The 16,420-nt window shown below is 63.2% G+C and carries 11 protein-coding genes and 1 pseudogene; 8 read left to right on the top strand and 4 right to left on the bottom strand.

What is annotated here, in order from left to right; all coding sequences use genetic code 11:
• Window positions 1–52 precede the first annotated feature (52 nt).
• Window positions 53–2,932 carry a valine--tRNA ligase gene (locus P0D96_RS28005; RefSeq protein ID WP_408316674.1) on the bottom strand — a complete coding sequence of 960 codons (2,880 nt, stop codon included), beginning with the start codon at window positions 2,930–2,932 and terminating at the stop codon, window positions 53–55.
• A 162-nt stretch (window positions 2,933–3,094) separates the two neighbouring features.
• Between P0D96_RS28005 and P0D96_RS28000 the strand changes: the two are divergent.
• Window positions 3,095–4,005: pseudogene (locus P0D96_RS28000) on the top strand (integrase core domain-containing protein); the annotation flags it as partial.
• A 162-nt stretch (window positions 4,006–4,167) separates the two neighbouring features.
• Here P0D96_RS28000 and P0D96_RS27995 read toward each other — a convergent pair.
• Genes P0D96_RS27995 through P0D96_RS27985 form a run of 3 tightly spaced genes read right to left on the bottom strand, consistent with a single transcriptional unit; the run spans window position 4,168 to window position 7,113 of the window.
• Window positions 4,168–5,211, bottom strand: a complete 1,044-nt coding sequence (locus P0D96_RS27995) for a Gfo/Idh/MocA family oxidoreductase (protein ID WP_408180659.1) — start codon at window positions 5,209–5,211, stop codon at window positions 4,168–4,170.
• Complete coding sequence (gene iolG / locus P0D96_RS27990) at window positions 5,211–6,239, bottom strand: inositol 2-dehydrogenase (protein WP_408316673.1); 1,029 nt, start codon at window positions 6,237–6,239, stop codon at window positions 5,211–5,213. Before iolG ends, P0D96_RS27995 begins: the two co-directional genes overlap by 1 nt.
• A complete protein-coding gene (locus tag P0D96_RS27985) occupies window positions 6,232–7,113 on the bottom strand; it encodes a MurR/RpiR family transcriptional regulator (RefSeq protein WP_132373667.1) in 882 nt (293 codons plus the stop codon). The genes iolG and P0D96_RS27985 overlap by 8 nt, the downstream gene beginning before the upstream one ends.
• 255 nt (window positions 7,114–7,368) lie before the next feature.
• Here P0D96_RS27985 and P0D96_RS27980 point away from each other — a divergent pair, with 255 nt between their 5' ends.
• The 7 genes from P0D96_RS27980 (at window position 7,369) to iolB (ending at window position 16,396) form a co-directional block, all read left to right on the top strand.
• The gene (locus P0D96_RS27980; protein WP_106283663.1) at window positions 7,369–8,415 is read left to right on the top strand and encodes a sugar ABC transporter substrate-binding protein; all 1,047 of its coding nucleotides are present in this window, start codon (window positions 7,369–7,371) and stop codon (window positions 8,413–8,415) included.
• Window positions 8,416–8,561: 146 nt separating this feature from the next.
• Window positions 8,562–9,719, top strand: coding sequence for an ABC transporter permease (locus P0D96_RS27975; protein ID WP_132373666.1), 1,158 nt, complete (start codon window positions 8,562–8,564; stop codon window positions 9,717–9,719).
• Window positions 9,720–9,732: 13 nt separating this feature from the next.
• Window positions 9,733–10,581: an ATP-binding cassette domain-containing protein gene (locus P0D96_RS27970; RefSeq protein ID WP_243658100.1), complete on the top strand. Its 849-nt coding sequence runs from the start codon at window positions 9,733–9,735 to the stop codon at window positions 10,579–10,581.
• A 65-nt stretch (window positions 10,582–10,646) separates the two neighbouring features.
• Window positions 10,647–12,692, top strand: coding sequence for a bifunctional 5-dehydro-2-deoxygluconokinase/5-dehydro-2-deoxyphosphogluconate aldolase (locus P0D96_RS27965; protein WP_408316670.1), 2,046 nt, complete (start codon window positions 10,647–10,649; stop codon window positions 12,690–12,692).
• Entirely contained in the window at window positions 12,689–14,662 is a 1,974-nt protein-coding gene (iolD, locus tag P0D96_RS27960; RefSeq protein WP_408316668.1) for a 3D-(3,5/4)-trihydroxycyclohexane-1,2-dione acylhydrolase (decyclizing), read from the top strand. The genes P0D96_RS27965 and iolD overlap by 4 nt, the downstream gene beginning before the upstream one ends.
• Window positions 14,663–14,672: 10 nt before the next feature.
• Window positions 14,673–15,599 carry a myo-inosose-2 dehydratase gene (gene iolE / locus P0D96_RS27955; protein WP_408316666.1) on the top strand — a complete coding sequence of 309 codons (927 nt, stop codon included), beginning with the start codon at window positions 14,673–14,675 and terminating at the stop codon, window positions 15,597–15,599.
• Window positions 15,596–16,396 carry a 5-deoxy-glucuronate isomerase gene (gene iolB / locus P0D96_RS27950; protein WP_408316664.1) on the top strand — a complete coding sequence of 267 codons (801 nt, stop codon included), beginning with the start codon at window positions 15,596–15,598 and terminating at the stop codon, window positions 16,394–16,396. Before iolE ends, iolB begins: the two co-directional genes overlap by 4 nt.
• The last annotated feature ends 24 nt before the right edge of the window (window positions 16,397–16,420 follow it).

The raw sequence follows: 16,420 nt of genomic DNA, 5'->3' as shown, positions 1-16,420 counted from the left end.
CTGGATTAGCTATCGGTCCTTGCCCGCCTCTTGGGGCGGACACGGAGCATGATCAGACCGGCAAACGCGCCAGCTGGGCTTTCAGCTTGCCCACCGTCGCCTCGAATTCTGCCAGTCTTTTCTGCTCCTGCTCAACGACTGCCGGCGGTGCCTTTGCAACAAAACTCTCATTCTGCAATTTGCCGTTGCACTTGATGATTTCCGTGCTCAACCGTGCAATCTCCTTCGACAACCGCTCCCGCTCCACTGCCACGTCGATTTCGACCTTCAGCACGAGCTTGTCGTTCCCTACGATAGCAATTGGCGCGCCATCTGCCTGCGCGTCCAGGCTTGCCTCGTCGGCAATGATCTGAACTTCGGACAAACGGGCCAACGCCTGTGCGTACGGAGCAAACGTGCGCAGGCGCTCCGCATTGCCGGTAGCGAGCAACGGCACCTTGACCGCCGGCGACAGATTCATTTCGCCACGCAGATTCCGGCACGCATCGATCACCGCTTTCAGGTCGGCTGCCCACTGCTCCGCGTCTTCATCGATTTTCGACGGTTCGGCAACGGGGTAAGGCTGCACCATGATGGACGCTTCGCCCTCGGCTTTGCCCTCGGGATAACGCCCGGCCAGCGGCGCCACTTTTTGCCACAGCGCCTCGGTGATGAACGGAATCACCGGATGCGCCAGTCGCAGCACCGTCTCGAGCACGCGCAGCAGCGTGCGGCGTGTTGCGCGCTGCTGGTTCGGCTGACCCGTCTGGATCTGAACTTTGGCGAGTTCGAGATACCAGTCACAGTATTCGTCCCATACGAACTTGTATAGGGCGTTGGCCACATTGTCAAAACGATAATCGGCGAAACCCTTGGCGATTTCCGCTTCCACGCGCTGCAGACGTGAAACGATCCAGAAGTCGGCCTGCGAGAAATGCAGATGTCCGTCCGGACCGCATTCGCCACATTGTTCCGGCTTGCCGAAGCCGCAATCGTGGCCTTCGCAGTTCATCAGCACGAAACGGGTGGCATTCCACAGCTTGTTGCAGAAGTTGCGGTAGCCTTCGCAGCGCGCCAGATCGAAGTTGACGTTGCGTCCGAGCGTGGCCATCGACGCCATCGTGAAGCGCAATGCGTCGGTGCCGAACGCGGGGATGCCGTCGGGGAATTCCTTACGGGTTTTCTTTTCGATCGACGCGGCCTGTTTCGGATTCATCAGGCCGGTGGTGCGCTTGGCGACCAGCGCGTCGAGGCCGATGCCGTCGACGATATCGATCGGGTCGAGCGTATTGCCCTTGCTCTTCGACATCTTCTGGCCTTCGGCGTCGCGTACGAGTCCGTGCACGTACACCGTGTCGAACGGCACCTGGCCGGTGAAGTGCGTGGTCATCATGACCATGCGCGCGACCCAGAAGAAGATGATGTCGAAGCCGGTGACCAGCACCGACGACGGCAGGAAGTGCTTCAGTTCCTGCGTTTCATTCGGCCAGCCGAGCGACGAGAACGGCACCAGAGCAGACGAGAACCACGTGTCGAGTACGTCTTCGTCGCGCTTGAGCGCGCCCGTGTAGCCGGCCGCCGCGGCCTTGGCGCGCGCGTCCTCTTCGGTCTTCGCCACGAAGATTTCGCCGTTTTCGCCATACCACGCCGGGATCTGATGGCCCCACCAGAGCTGGCGCGAGATGCACCAGTCCTGAATGTTCTCGAGCCACTGGTAGTAGGTGGTGGTCCAGTTTTCCGGCACGAACTTGATTTCGCCGCCGCGAACCACGTCGAGCGCCGTTTCGGCGATGGATTTGCCCGGATTGAAGGTACCTTCCGGCGCCGGCTTGCTCATCGCGACGAACCATTGGTCCGTCAGCATCGGCTCGATGACGACGCCGGTACGGTCGCCGCGCGGCACCATCAGCTTGTGCGGCTTGACCGATTCGAGCACGCCGAGCGCTTCGAGGTCGGCCACCACCTGCTTGCGGGCTTCGAAGCGGTCGAGGCCGCGGTATTTTTCCGGCGCGTTCTCGTTGATTTTGGCGTCGAGCGTGAGGATTTCGATTTGCGGCAGCTTGTGGCGCAGACCGACCTGATAGTCGTTGAAATCGTGCGCGGGCGTGACTTTGACGACGCCGGTGCCGAATTCGCGGTCGACGTAGTCGTCCGCGATGATCGGCACTTCGCGGCCCGACAGCGGCAGCGTGACCGTCTTGCCGATCAGGTGCGCGTAGCGCTCGTCTTCCGGGTGGACCATCACGGCGGTGTCGCCGAGCATGGTTTCCGGGCGCGTGGTGGCGACCGTCAGATGGCCCGAGCCGTCCGTGAGCGGGTACTGGATGTGCCAGAGCGAGCCGTTTTCTTCTTCGCTGACCACTTCGAGGTCGGAGACGGCGGTGAGCAGCACCGGGTCCCAGTTCACGAGGCGCTTGCCGCGATAGATCAGGCCCTGTTCATACAGGCGTACGAAGACATCGCGCACGGCGGCCGACATCTTGTCGTCCATCGTGAAGTATTCGCGCGACCAGTCGATTGAGGCGCCCAAACGCCGCACCTGGTTCGTGATGGTCGAACCGGATTCCTGCTTCCATTCCCAGACGCGTTCGACGAACTTTTCACGGCCTAGGTCATGGCGCGAGACGCCTTGCGCGTCCAGTTGGCGCTCGACGACGATCTGCGTGGCGATGCCCGCGTGGTCCGTGCCCGGCACCCACAGGGTGTTTTCACCGAGCATGCGGTGATAGCGGGTGAGGCCGTCCATGATCGTCTGGTTGAAGGCATGGCCCATGTGGAGGGTGCCCGTGACGTTCGGCGGGGGCAGCTGGATCGAGAAATCTTTCCGGTTTTCCTCGATGGAGGGCGTCGCGTAGGCGCGCTTTTCCCATTCGGGGCCCCAGTGGGCTTCGATGGTGTGGGGCTCGAAGCTTTTGGCAAGCGTGGAGGTGGTGTCGCTCGGGGTCTCGCTCATTGTGTCGGTTCGGCTGGTGAATGCTGGGAATGGTCGATTATAAGCGGCGCCTGGCGGTGGGGGATTTTTGGGGATTTGATCGGGTGGCTTTTTGCCTGCGGCGCTTTGGTGGATGGGGCTTTTGGGGGTGGCCTTTCCTTGAGTTCTTGGTGGTCTATTAGCGTTGCCCCTGTGCGGGGCGCGCATCCGGCCTGGGGTGGACGCAAGATCAGCCGGCGTCTGCGTGATCTGGGTCACACGGACGAGCCCGCCCCCAGCACTGTGACGGACATCCTGCATCGCCACGGGCTGATCGACCCGGCTGCTTCCGACGCCGCCACGCCTTGGCAGCGCTTCGAGCATGCGCAGCCCAACGATCTCTGGCAGATGGATTTCAAGGGCTGGTTCGACCTGCAGGACGGACGGCACTGTTCGCCACTGACCATGCTGGACGATCATTCGCGCTACAACGTGACACTCGACGCCTGCATCTGCACTGACACCCGGATCGGGCAGCATCATCTGGAGCGCACGTTCCGCCGCTACGGGCTGCCGCTGCGCATCAACGCGGACAACGGTTCGCCGTGGGGTAGCCCCAGCCAGCCGGGCCAGTTGACCGAACTGGCCATCTGGCTCATCCGGCTGGGCGTGCGACTGTCGCACAGCCGCGTGGCGCATCCGCAGACCAACGGCAAGGAGGAGCGTTTCACCGCACGCTGAAGGCCGAGGTGATCGCCGGGCGCCATTTCAGGGACCTGAGCAGCGCCCAGCAGGCGTTCGATGCAGGGCGCTCGGTCTACAACCATCAGCGCCCGCATCAGGCGCTGGACATGGCGACCCCAGTCACGCGCTATCGCCCCAGTCCGCGCGCCTACCCCGAGATTCTGCCGCCGATCGAGTACGGCGAAAACGACCTCGTGCAGTGCGTGAAGTGGAACGGTGAACTACGCTTCAGGAACCGGCGATTCAAGGTGTCGAAGGCATTGCAGAACCTGCCCGTGGCCATCCGCGAGCGCGTCGGTGAAGAGAACTGCTACGACCTGTTTTTTGCGCATCACCGTTTCGGAACCATCAACCTGAACCAGCAGGAATGAGCGGATCATGTGTTACCCATGTCTCCGCACACCTGTTACCCATGTCTCCGGTCCATACACGGCCGGCAAAGAAAAGTAAGTGCCGCCCCGCACAGGGGCAACGCTAATAGACCACAAACAAATCAAGGAAAGGCCAAAACCCCAAAAAAACCAAACCCAACCTCACAACGCAACCGCCTCCCCCTTCAACAAAGACTCCCGCAACGCCATCCCAATCCGCGTAGCCTCCAACGCATCAGCAAGCGAAGCCCCAGCCCGCGCAGCAGAAGACACCGCCCCACCCTGCACCGCCGCAACAAACGCCCTAGCCTCAAACAAAAACGCCTCCTCGAAACGATCAAAAAAATTCGCCGTACATTCGTTCCGAATCCCGCTGGCATCATAAATCTCAACCCGATTAGCCCGCGGATTACGTCCAATAGCAAGCGCTCCAGCCGTGCCGATCACTTCGCTATGCGTGTCATTACCATGGGCCTGCGTCCGCGACGCATAAAACATGGCCAGCTTGCCGTCTTCGAACTCGCAGATCGCGACACCGTTATCGACATCGCTGAACTCACGCAGCCCTTCATGCATCGCGGCAACACCCGCCGCAAACACGCGTTTCGCGCGCGGCCGACCCAGCAGCCAGCGCGCCACATCGATATCGTGCACGGTGCAATCGAGAAAAATCCCGCCAGACGTCGCCGCGAAACGCACAAAAAAACCATCGCTATCGTTCTGATCCGCCGTCTGCGAGCGCACAAGAAACGGCCGGCCGATCTTGCCGGCTTCGATCTTGTCGAACGCGTCCTTGTAACTCGGATCGAAGCGCCGCATGAACCCGATGGTCGCCTGCAAATGCGGATAGCGCGCGGCCTCGGCCAGCACCCTCTCGCACTCGGCGAGATCCAGCGACAAAGGCTTCTCGCAGAACACATGCTTGCCGGCCCGCAACGCGTCGACGATCTGCTGCGCGTGCAACGAAGACGGCGTGACGAGCCAGACCGCATCCACCTCGCGATCAGCCAGCAACTTCGCGTAATCCTCGTACAGTCGCGGCGCAGGCAACACTTCCCGCGCCCACGCCCGCTCCTCCTCCACCGGACTGCAAGCCGCCACGAGCGACGCACCCGGCACGCGATACGCGAGATTCTCCGCGTGCCGCTTGCCGAGCCGCCCGAGGCCGACTACGCCCACACGAACCCGCGCCGCGGCGGCCGCCATCACGATGCCTCGCCGAGTTTGATCGCGCGGCCCTCGCGCCACGAGCGCGTCGCCGCTTCGGCGAGTTCAAGCGCTTTCAAGCCGTCGGCGACGGTCGTGCGCACCGGTTTGTCATGTGTCACCGCATCGAAGAAATGCGCAATTTCATGCGCGTAAGCCGCGCGGTAACGTTCGAGGAAAAACGCTTCCGGCACGTCGCTCGACACCTCGGTTTTCGAATACGCCGTGACTTCCGTGGGCCGCATATTGCCCGCCTGCAACATGCCGGTGCTGCCCAGCACTTCGAAGCGCTGGTCGTAACCGTATGCGGCGCGCCGTGCGGTATTGATCTGGCACAGGCGGCCGCGCTTAGTGCGGATCGTCACCGCGGTCGAATCGATATCGCCCGCGTCGGCGATCGCCGGGTCGCTCAGACAACTGCCGGTGGCGTGCAGCGTGTCGGCCTCGTCGTCGAGAATCCAACGGAAGATGTCGAAATCGTGAATCAGCATGTCCTTGAAAATGCCGCCGGAATGCTTGATGTACTCGACCGGCGGCGCCCCCGGATCGCGGCTCGTCACCACCAGCATTTCCGGCGTGCCGATCTCGCCGGCGTCGAGCCGCGCTTTCAACGCGGAGAACGTCGGATCGAAGCGCCGCTGAAAACCGATCATGCACACCACGCCCGCGCGCTCCACCGCTGCCGCGCAAGCCCGCGCGCGCTCCAGCGTCAGATCGACCGGCTTCTCGCAGAACACATGCTTCTTCTGCGCGGCGGATTGCATGATCAGATCGGCATGGGTGTCGGTGCTCGAACAGATCACCGTTGCGCCGATCGACGCATCGCCCATCGCGCCGTCGATATCCGCGACCTGCGCGCCGTGCTCGGCGGCGAGCGCCGCGGCGGCCTCACGATTCACGTCGACCACGTACTTGAGCCGCACGCCCGGCTGCCGCGCAAGATTCGCCGCATGAATCTTGCCGATGCGCCCCGCGCCGAACACCGCCACGTCGATCGTCTTTGCCGCCTGATTTGCCCCATCAGTCATCGTATCCTCCAGTGTCTTTGGATTCTTCAACATTCAATTCGAGCTTGTACGCGAGCGCGATGAACAACGCCTGGCACAAACAGATTGTGCTGGTCAGCGAGCGGAACGCGAACGCGCTGCCCTCTTTCACATACAGTTGCGTGGTTGCATAACGCGCGAGCGGAGATAGTTGGCTATCCGTAATAACCAGCGTCCTGGCCTGGTGATGATGCGCGACCCGCAAGCAATATTGCGTCTCCTTGCCATAGGGCGCGAAGCTGATCGCAATCACCACGTCGCCCTTTTTCACACTGCGAATCTGCTCGCGGTACATGCCGCCGAAACCGGACACCAGGTGCACGCGCTTAGGCGTGTGCTGCAGCGCGTAGACGATATAGCTCGCCACCGGAAACGAGCGCCGCACGCCGATCACATAGATGTTGTCGGCCTGCTGCAGCATCTTCACGGCGGCGTCGAACTCCTTGTCGTCGAGCCCTGCCTCCAGTTCTTCGAGACCGCCGCGCGAGGCCGCGATGAACTCGCGCGCCACCGAACCGCCGGACAGCGCGCCCGGCTTCTCGTCGATCAGCTTGCGAATGCGCTGCTGATAACTCGGCGACGAACTGCCCTGACCCGTGTAAGCCTGCCGAAACACCGCCTGCAGATCGGAGAAACCGGAAAAACCGAAGCGCTGCGCAAAACGCACCACGGCGGACGGATGCACGCCGCAACTCGCGGCGATGTCGCTGGTGCGATCCACCATCACGCTGGAGCGATGCTGCTCGATATAGGTCGCGACATTCTTCAACTGACGCGGCAACGCGTCGTAGTTTTCCGCGATGCGCTGCATCAATTCTTCGACGCTAGGCAATTCCTCGGTGCTCTCTTCCGCCATGGCTCTCTCTCGGGTGCTTTATTGCAGTGCCGCAGACGCTCCGAACGCCCGCCGCACGGCCTCCTGACGCTGCCGATTATAGGCAGGCGCCCCGTCAAATGGAACGTATTTTCTATTTTTATTTGTAATGAAATTTTCATTGCAACGACTTGGAAGATCGCCTAATCTTGGTCGTGAGCGATGGTGCTTTGGTGGCAACACCCGGGTTGGCCAGACGCTCCCTTCAAAAACGACATACCGAGAAAGGTGGAGACAATGAGACTTTGCAAGGGCAAGGCTACGCTCAGGATTCTGGTGACGGCACTGACGTTGGCGACGGGATTCGGCGCGGCCTCGGCCGCCCGCGCGGCTGACGCTCACTTCGTGCTGATCAGCCACGCGCCGGATTCGGATTCGTGGTGGAACACCATCAAGAACGCCATCAAACAGGCCGACGAGGACTTCAACGTCGAGACCGACTACCGCAATCCGCCGAACGGCGACATCGCCGACATGTCGCGTCTGATCGAGCAGGCGGCCGCGCGCAACTACGACGGCGTGATCGTCACCATCGCCGATTTCGACGTGCTGAAAAGCTCGATCAACAAGGTGACCGCGAAGAAGATTCCGCTCGTCACGATCAATTCGGGCACGGAGGAACAGAGCGCGCAGCTCGGCGCGATCATGCATGTCGGTCAACCCGAATACGTCGCGGGCAAAGCGGCCGGCGAGAAAGCCAAGGCCGCGGGCGTGAAGTCGTTCCTGTGCGTGAACCACATCGCCACCAATACGGTGTCGTTCGACCGTTGCCGTGGTTTCGCCGAAGCGCTCGGCGTCGACTACAAGGCTTCCACTATCGACTCCGGCCAGGATCCGACCGAGATTCAATCGAAGGTCAGCGCGTATTTGCGCAACCACCCGAACACCGGTGCGATCCTGACGCTCGGACCGACCCCGGCTTCGGCCACGCTGAAAGCGGTCACGCAGATGGGTCTGGCGGGCAAGATCTACTTCTGCACGTTCGACTTCTCCGACGACATCGCCAAGGCGATCCAGAACGGCACGATCCAGTTCGCCATCGACCAGCAGCCGTACCTGCAGGGCTACATCCCCGTGGCGGTGCTGGCGATCGTGAAGAAAGAGCACACCACCGACCCCGCGAAGATCCGCCAGATTCTCGAAGCCAATCCGAAGTTCAAGGAACGGCTCGCAACCTATGGCCTCGCACCGTCTTATGGGCCGAAGAACATTCGCTCGGGCCCGGGCTTCATCACCAAGGAAAACCTCGACAAGGTTATCAAGTACGCAGGTCAGTACCGCTGATTCTTTACGCTAGTTAGTCACGCGCACGGCGGGCACCGCTTCGATACAGGCGGGCCGCCCGCCGCCACCGCGCATTTCACCGGCTGTTGTTCTCGCCGCGCATCCTCGCGTGCGAGTCGCACACGGCCGGGCTCCAAGGAGACATCATGGGTGTAGCCGGCAAACACTTCCCACCGCACGTCAAGACGAATTCCGGCGAGGCAGCGCCCTCGGTGCCCGATTCGGATGAACGGCTGCGCAAGGAATCCAGGTTCGGCCATGTGCTGAACCGCCCCGAATTCGCCGCGATTTCCGGCGCGGTACTGGTGTTTCTCGTCTTCGCGCTGACGGCCGGCAACTCCGGCATGTTCAATCTCGACGGCGTGATGAACTGGTCGCAGGTCTCGGCGTATCTCGGCATCCTCGCCGTGGGCGCCTGCCTGTTGATGATCGCCGGTGAGTTCGATCTGTCCATCGGCTCGATGATCGGTTTCGCGGGCATGATGGTCGCGATTCCCTCGGTGTATTTTCACTGGCCGATTTCGCTCGCGATCCTCTTCGCGTTCGCCGGCTCCATGCTGCTCGGCGCGCTGAACGGCTATCTGGTGATGCGAACGCGCCTGCCTTCGTTCATCGTCACGCTCGCGTTTCTGTTCATCTTGCGCGGCCTCACGCTCGCGCTCTCGATCATGTTCGCGGACCGCACGATCGTCTCCGGCGTCGGCGACCTTGCGCAGCAGGACTGGCTCGCGGATACGCTGTTTCACGGCGTCGCGCTGAACGGTCTCTTCACGATGCTCGCCCGCCATGGCATCGGCACCATGCTCGATAACGGGCACGCGCTCGTGCCGGGCATTCCCAAGGTGATTCTGTGGTGGCTCGGACTCGCCGCAGTCTGCGCGTTCGTGCTGGCAAAGACGCGGGCGGGCAACTGGATTCTCGCCGTCGGTGGCGACGCCAACGCGGCCAAGAACGTCGGCGTGCCGGTGCGTCGCGTGAAGATTTCGCTGTTCGTGCTGACTGCGTTCTGCTCGTGCCTTTTCGCGGTGCTGCAAGTGTGCGACATCGGCTCGGCCGCGGCCGACCGCGGTCTGCAGAAGGAATTCGAAGCGATCATCGCCGCGGTGATCGGCGGCACCTTGCTGACGGGTGGTTATGGTTCAGTGGTCGGCGCGTGTTTCGGGGCGTTGATCTTCGGTGTCGTGCAGATCGGCATTACCTACACCAACGTCAGTTCCGACTGGTTCCGCGTGTTCCTCGGCGTGATGCTGCTGATCGCCGTGCTGTTCAATCACTATGTGCGCCGCCGCGTCGCGCAATCGTAACGAGGAGACGACCATGTCAGATACGAATACCGCAGCGAATGGCGTCGACGGCTCGAACACCAACGCGAGCGCCCCGCAGGAAGACGTGATCCTCGCTCTCGAGAACGTCAACAAATACTTCGGCAAGGTAATCGCATTGAGCGGCGTGACCTTGCGCCTGAAACGCGGCGAAGTGCATTGTCTGCTCGGCGACAACGGCGCAGGCAAATCGACGCTGATCAAGACCCTCGCAGGCGTGCATCAGCCCTCTTCCGGCCAGTATCTGGTGGATGGCAAACCGGTGCTGTTCGAATCGCCGAAAGACGCGCTCGACCTCGGCATCGCCACCGTGTATCAGGATCTCGCGCTGGTGCCGCTGCTCTCGGTGGCGCGCAACTTCTTCATGGGACGCGAGCCGCAGAAGAAACTGTTCGGCTTCCTGAGCGTGATGGACCTCGAAACCAGCGCCACCACCGCGCGCGACAAGCTCGCCGAAATGGGCATCAACGTGCGCGACGCGCATCAGCCGATCGGCACCATGTCCGGCGGCGAGAAACAGTGTCTGGCGATTGCGCGGGCGATTCACTTCGGCGCGCGCGTGCTGATTCTCGACGAGCCGACCGCCGCGCTCGGCGTAAAGCAAAGCTTCAATGTACTGAAGCTGATTCACAAGGCGCGCGCCAAGGGCATCTCGGTGATCTTCATCACGCACAACGTGCATCACGCGTATCCGATCGGCGATTCGTTCACGGTGCTCAATCGCGGCAAATCGCTCGGCACGTTCACCAAGGAAACCATCAGCAAGGACGAGGTGCTCGACATGATGGCCGGCGGCGCCGAGATGCAGAAGATGATCGGCGAACTCGAAGGCGCGACGATCTGATTCATTCGCGCGACGGTTTTGGCGCAGCCGCGCCGGCCGACGCGCCCAGCTATTCAGGAAACTTCATGAATCACTCCAGCACATCCAGCGGGACCCCGTCCGCTTCGGCGCCGGCGAGCGGCAGCCGTTTCGCGCCGGGCCGCAGCCGCGACATCGTCTGCCTCGGCCGCCTCGCCGTCGATCTGTACGCGCAGCAAGTCGGCGCGCGGCTCGAAGACGTGTCGAGCTTCGCGAAGTATCTCGGCGGGTCGTCGGCGAATATCGCGTTCGGCTGTGCGCGGCTCGGCCTCGCGTCGTCGATGCTGGCGCGCGTCGGCAACGATCATATGGGCCGCTTTCTCACCGAGACGCTCACCAGAGAAGGCTGCGACGTCAGCCACGTGCGCATCGATCAGGAGCGTCTGACCGCGCTCGTGCTGCTCGGCCTGAAAGACCGCGATACTTTCCCGCTGATCTTCTATCGCGAGAACTGCGCCGACATGGCGGTCGATGAAGCGGATTTCGACGAGGCCTTCATTGCGTCGTCGAAAGCGCTGCTGATCACCGGCACGCACTTTTCCACCGAACAGGTGAACCGTACGAGCCGCCGCGCGTTGGATTACGCGCGCCGCAACCAGGTGCGCACGGTGCTCGATATCGACTATCGCCCGGTGTTGTGGGGTCTTACCGGCAAGGCGGACGGTGAAACGCGCTTCGTCGCGAGCGAAGGCGTCACCGCGCATTTGCAGCGCATTCTGCCGCTGATCGATCTGGTGATCGGCACCGAAGAGGAATTCCGCATTGCCGGCGGCAAGACCGAACTGGTCGACGCGCTCGCGATGGTACGCGCCGTCACACCGGCCACGCTGGTGCTCAAGCGCGGACCGCTCGGCTGCCAGATCATCGACGGCCAGGTGCCCGCCTCGCTCGACGACGTGCCGATTCACGGCGGCGTGGAAGTCGAAGTGCTGAACGTGCTCGGCGCAGGCGACGCGTTCGCCTCGGGCTTTCTCTCCGGCTGGCTGCGCGATCAGCCTCTCGAAGCGTGCGCGCGCGCCGCGAACGCAAGCGGCGCGCTGGTCGTCTCACGGCACGGCTGCGCGCCGGCCATGCCGACGCCCGCCGAACTCGACTACTTCCTGCGCGAAGCGAAAGCCGATCCGCAGCGCATGCGCCGCCCGGATCGCGACGCGACGCTCGCACGGCTGCATCGTGTCTCGCCGGCCCGCAAACAATGGGACGAAGTACTCGGCTTCGCGTTCGACCATCGCAACCAGTTCTTCGAACTCGCGCAGCAAACCGGCGCCGACGAAGCGCGCATTGCGCGCCTGAAGGGCTTGTTCGTCGAAGCCGTCGCGCAGACTGAAAGCGCGTTGGGTTTGCAGAACCGCATCGGCGTGCTGATCGACGACCGTTACGGACAGGACGCGCTGAACGCGGCCACCGGGCGCGGCTGGTGGATCGGCCGGCCAGTGGAACTGCCGGGCTCGGTGCCGCTCGTGTTCGATCATGGCCGTTCGATCGGGACCACGCTGATCCCGTGGCCGCAGGAGCATATCGTCAAGTGCCTCGTGCAGTTCCATCCCGACGAACCCATCGAGCAGCGCCTCGAACAGGAAGCGCAACTGCGCGCGCTCTATGACGCGACGCAAGCAAGCGGCCACGAATTGCTGCTCGAAGTGATTCCGCCGAAACACGCGCATCTGCCGCAGGCGCCGGACACCGTGTATCGCGCGTTGAAGCGCCTGTACAACATCGGCATCTATCCCGAGTGGTGGAAGCTCGAACCGATGGACGCCGCGCAATGGCGCAACGTCGACGCCCTGATCGCCGAGCGCGATCCGTATTGCCGGGGCGTGGTGCTGCTCGGTTTGTCGGCGGCCGTCGAGCAACTGGACGAAGGCTTCCGCGCGGCGGCGCAATCAGCGACGTGCCGCGGCTTCACGGTCGGGCGCACGATCTTCCACGAACCGAGCCATGCGTGGCTCGCCGGAGAAATCGGCGACGACGAACTGATCGCGCGCGTGCGCCGCACCTTCGAAACGCTGATCGCTTCGTGGCGCGCAACACGTGGCGCGAGTGCCGCGCAGGCCAGCGCGCCGAACCATGTCCATCAGGAGCAAGCCGCATGAATCAGCGCGTATTGCATCACGACGCGGCGTCCGCCAACGACGCCAGCCACGCTCGCGCGGGCTCGGGCGGCACGGTGCGCCTGACGACCGCGCAGGCGCTGGTCCGCTATCTCGCCGCGCAACGCGTCGCGACCGAGGACGGCCAGGGCACCGAGCCGCTATTCGGCGGCGTGTTCGCCATCTTCGGTCACGGCAACGTGGCGGGGATCGGCGAGGCGCTGTATCAGCACCGCGACGAACTGCCGACGCTGCGCGCCCACAATGAACAGGCGATGGCGCATAGCGCGATCGCCTATGCGAAGGCGCATTTCCGCCGCCGCATGATGGCCGTCACGACGTCGATCGGACCGGGCGCCACCAACCTCCTAACCGCGGCGGCGCTCGCCCACGTGAACCGTTTGCCGGTGCTGCTGCTGCCCGGCGACATCTTCGTCTCGCGCGCACCGGACCCCGTGTTGCAGCAGGTCGAAGACTTCCACGACGGCGGTGTCTCCGCCAACGACGCGTTCAAGCCGGTGTCGCGCTACTTCGACCGCATCGTGCATCCGGCGCAGTTGCTGAACGCGCTGCCGCGCGCCGTGCGTGTGCTGACCGACGCCGCCCTGTGCGGACCCGTCACGCTCGCGTTGCCGCAAGACGTGCAGGCGCAGGCGTGGGATTTCCCCGTCGATTTCTTCAAGCCGCGCGTCGTCACGTTTTACTCGCCCGCGCCGCGCGTCGATGAAATCGAGGCCGCGGTTGCGTGTCTGCGGCATGCGAAGCGGCCGTTGATGGTCGCGGGCGGCGGTGTGCTATACGGCCGCGCCACCGATGCGCTGCACCGTTTCTCGACCACGCACGGTATTCCGGTCGCGGAAACGCAGGCCGGCAAAGGCGCGCTTGCCTGGAACGATCCGCTGAACGCGGGTGCGCTCGGCGTGACCGGCTCGCCCGCCGCGAACGCGCTCGCGCACGACGCCGATTGCGTGCTGGCCATCGGCACCCGCTTGCAGGACTTCACCACCGGCTCGAACACCTTGTTCACGCAGGCCGATGTGATCGCGATCAACGCCAATGCGTTCGACGGCCTCAAGCATCGCGCGCAGGTAGTCGAAGCCGACGCGCGTCTTGCGCTCGACGCGCTCGCCGAACCGCTGCAAGGCTGGCATGCGGATCGCACATGGACCGCGCGCGCGCACAAACTCGCGGCGAGCTGGCGCGATACGGTGAGCACGCTCACGCATGCGCCGCAGCGCGACACCGTGCTGCCCTACGAGGGCGATGTGATCGGCGCCGTACAACGTTCGAGCGCCAGTTCGCCTGCGAACGATATCGTCGTCTGCGCGGCCGGCACGCTGCCCGCCGAATTGCACAAGCTGTGGCGCGCCGGCAAGCCGGGCGCGTATCACGTCGAGTACGGCTATTCGTGCATGGGCTACGAGATTGCCGGCGGACTCGGCGTGAAGCTCGCCCGGCCCGCGCGTGAAGTGATCGTGATGGTCGGCGACGGCAGTTACCTGATGATGAACAGCGAGATCGCCACCTCGGTGATGATCGGCGCGAAGCTGATCGTCGTGGTGCTCGACAATCGCGGCTATGGCTGCATCAACCGCTTACAGCAGGCCTGCGGCGGTGCGCCATTCAACAACCTGCTCGAAAATTGCGTGCAAGGACCGCTCGGCGCACCGAAGATCGATTTCGCCGCGCATGCGCGTGCTCTCGGCGCGCAGGCCGAACACGCGGCGAATATCGCCGAATTCGAAGCCGCAATGGAACGCGCCCGCGCGGCGGATCGTACGTATGTCATCAGCATCGACACCGATCCGGCCCGCACCACTGATGACGGCGGCTGGTGGTGGGAAGTGGCGGTGCCGGAAGTGTCGGCGCGCCCCGCTGTGCGCGACGCGCGTGCGAAATACGAAACGCAACTCGCGGCCCGCTCGGAGCCGGCGAGTTCCGCGCAAAACACCGGCCCCACCGACAACGAATGAGGACGCCCGCATGACTGCTTTCGACGTACGTATCGGCATCAATCCGCTCTCGTGGATGAACGACGATCTGCCTTCGCTCGGCGGCGAGACGCCACTCGAGGTGGCGCTGACGGAAGGCCGCGCGATCGGCTATCAAGGCTTCGAACTCGGCAACAAGTTTCCGCGCGAACCCCAGGCATTGAAGACGCTGCTCGCGCAATACGATCTCGCGCTGGTCTCCGGCTGGTATTCCGGACGCCTCGCGCGACGCAGCGTGGAAGAGGAAATCGCCTCCGTCGGTCCGCATCTCGAGCTACTCGCGCAAAACGGCGCGACGGCGATGGTGTATGGCGAGGTCGCCGATTCGATTCAGGGCGCGTCGCAACCGCTTTACCAACGTCCGCGTTTTTTCAGCGACGCACAATGGGCCGAGTACGCGGCGCGCGTCGACGAATTCGCGCGTTATACGTTAAGCCGTGGCGTGCGGCTCGCCTATCATCATCACATGGGCGCTTATGTCGAGACGCCAGCCGATGTCGATCAACTGATGTCGCGCACCGGCGACGCCGTCGGCCTGCTGTTCGACGCGGGACATATCACGTTTGCCGGCGGCGATCCATTGGCCGTGCTCGACAAACATATCGGGCGCGTTTGCCACGTGCATTGCAAGGACGTGCGCCCCGCCGTGATGAAGCTCGCGCGCAACCGAAACTGGAGTTTTCTCGACGCGGTCATCGCCGGCGCCTTCACGGTGCCGGGCGACGGCGCGGTGAATTTCCCCGCGATCATCGAGCGCTTGAAGCGGCACGGTTATTGCGGCTGGCTGGTGGTGGAAGCGGAACAGGATCCGGTCGTGGCGCCGTCGTTCGAATATGCGCAGAAAGGCTACAGGACATTACGCACGCTGGTCGATGCGCCGCTGGGCGGCGCCGGCGGCTCTGAGCAGGAGGCAGCATGAGTTTATTGGTGAAGGCGCAGCGCGAAGGCCAGACGATCGCGCGAGTGACACCCGAGTCGGCGTGCTGGCGGTATGTCGGTTTTGCCGCTTACCGGCTGGGTGAGAACGAGGTCGTGCACGTATTCGAACCGTCGCGTGAAGTGTGCATCGTCGTGCTCACGGGTGCGGTGGATATCGAAACCGCGGACACTAAATGGAGTTCGCTGGGTTCGCGCGACAGCGTGTTCGAGGACGCCGCACCGTACGCGGTGTATTTGCCGCCGAACGTGCGGGTGACGGTTCGCGCTTGCCGCGACGCCGAAATCGGCGTGGCGAGTGCACCGGCCAAAGGCGAATTCCCGGCGAGGTTGATCGAGCCTGGTTCGATGAAGCGCTCGACCCGCGGCAAAGGACTGAATACGCGACACGTCTGCGATATTCTTCCTCAGACCGAGCCTGCGGAGTCACTGTTGGTGGTGGAAGTCAGGACGCCTGGTGGACACGCTTCGAGCTACCCGCCGCACAAGCACGACACCGACAATGTCCCGCACGAGAGTTCGCTCGAAGAGACTTACTATCACCGGCTCGATCCGCCGCAAGGGTTTGCGTTTCAGCGCGTGTACACCGATATGCGCGACATCGACGAATCGATGGCCGTCGAGAATCACGACGTCGTGATGGTGCCGCGCGGCTATCATCCGGTGATCGTGCCGTACGGGTATGACTCGTATTATCTGAACGTGATGGCGGGTGGGCAACGAGTCTGGCATTTCCGCAATGATCCGGCGCACGAGTGGATCATCAATAAGGACGCTTGATCTTGCAGCCTGCGCGGCGCTTTC

The organism is Paraburkholderia sp. RL17-347-BIC-D, assembly GCF_046027915.1.
Taxonomy (GTDB): domain Bacteria; phylum Pseudomonadota; class Gammaproteobacteria; order Burkholderiales; family Burkholderiaceae; genus Paraburkholderia.
This window is presented reverse-complemented; position numbering and strand designations above follow the sequence as displayed.

Coding starts and splice junctions, on each gene's coding strand:
- P0D96_RS28005 (WP_408316674.1), bottom strand. CDS start 2,932: ATGAGCGAGACCCCGAGCGACACCACCTCCACGCTTGCCAAAAGCTTC.
- P0D96_RS27995 (WP_408180659.1), bottom strand. CDS start 5,211: ATGGCGGCCGCCGCGGCGCGGGTTCGTGTGGGCGTAGTCGGCCTCGGG.
- iolG (WP_408316673.1), bottom strand. CDS start 6,239: ATGACTGATGGGGCAAATCAGGCGGCAAAGACGATCGACGTGGCGGTG.
- P0D96_RS27985 (WP_132373667.1), bottom strand. CDS start 7,113: ATGGCGGAAGAGAGCACCGAGGAATTGCCTAGCGTCGAAGAATTGATG.
- P0D96_RS27980 (WP_106283663.1), top strand. CDS start 7,369: ATGAGACTTTGCAAGGGCAAGGCTACGCTCAGGATTCTGGTGACGGCA.
- P0D96_RS27975 (WP_132373666.1), top strand. CDS start 8,562: ATGGGTGTAGCCGGCAAACACTTCCCACCGCACGTCAAGACGAATTCC.
- P0D96_RS27970 (WP_243658100.1), top strand. CDS start 9,733: ATGTCAGATACGAATACCGCAGCGAATGGCGTCGACGGCTCGAACACC.
- P0D96_RS27965 (WP_408316670.1), top strand. CDS start 10,647: ATGAATCACTCCAGCACATCCAGCGGGACCCCGTCCGCTTCGGCGCCG.
- iolD (WP_408316668.1), top strand. CDS start 12,689: ATGAATCAGCGCGTATTGCATCACGACGCGGCGTCCGCCAACGACGCC.
- iolE (WP_408316666.1), top strand. CDS start 14,673: ATGACTGCTTTCGACGTACGTATCGGCATCAATCCGCTCTCGTGGATG.
- iolB (WP_408316664.1), top strand. CDS start 15,596: ATGAGTTTATTGGTGAAGGCGCAGCGCGAAGGCCAGACGATCGCGCGA.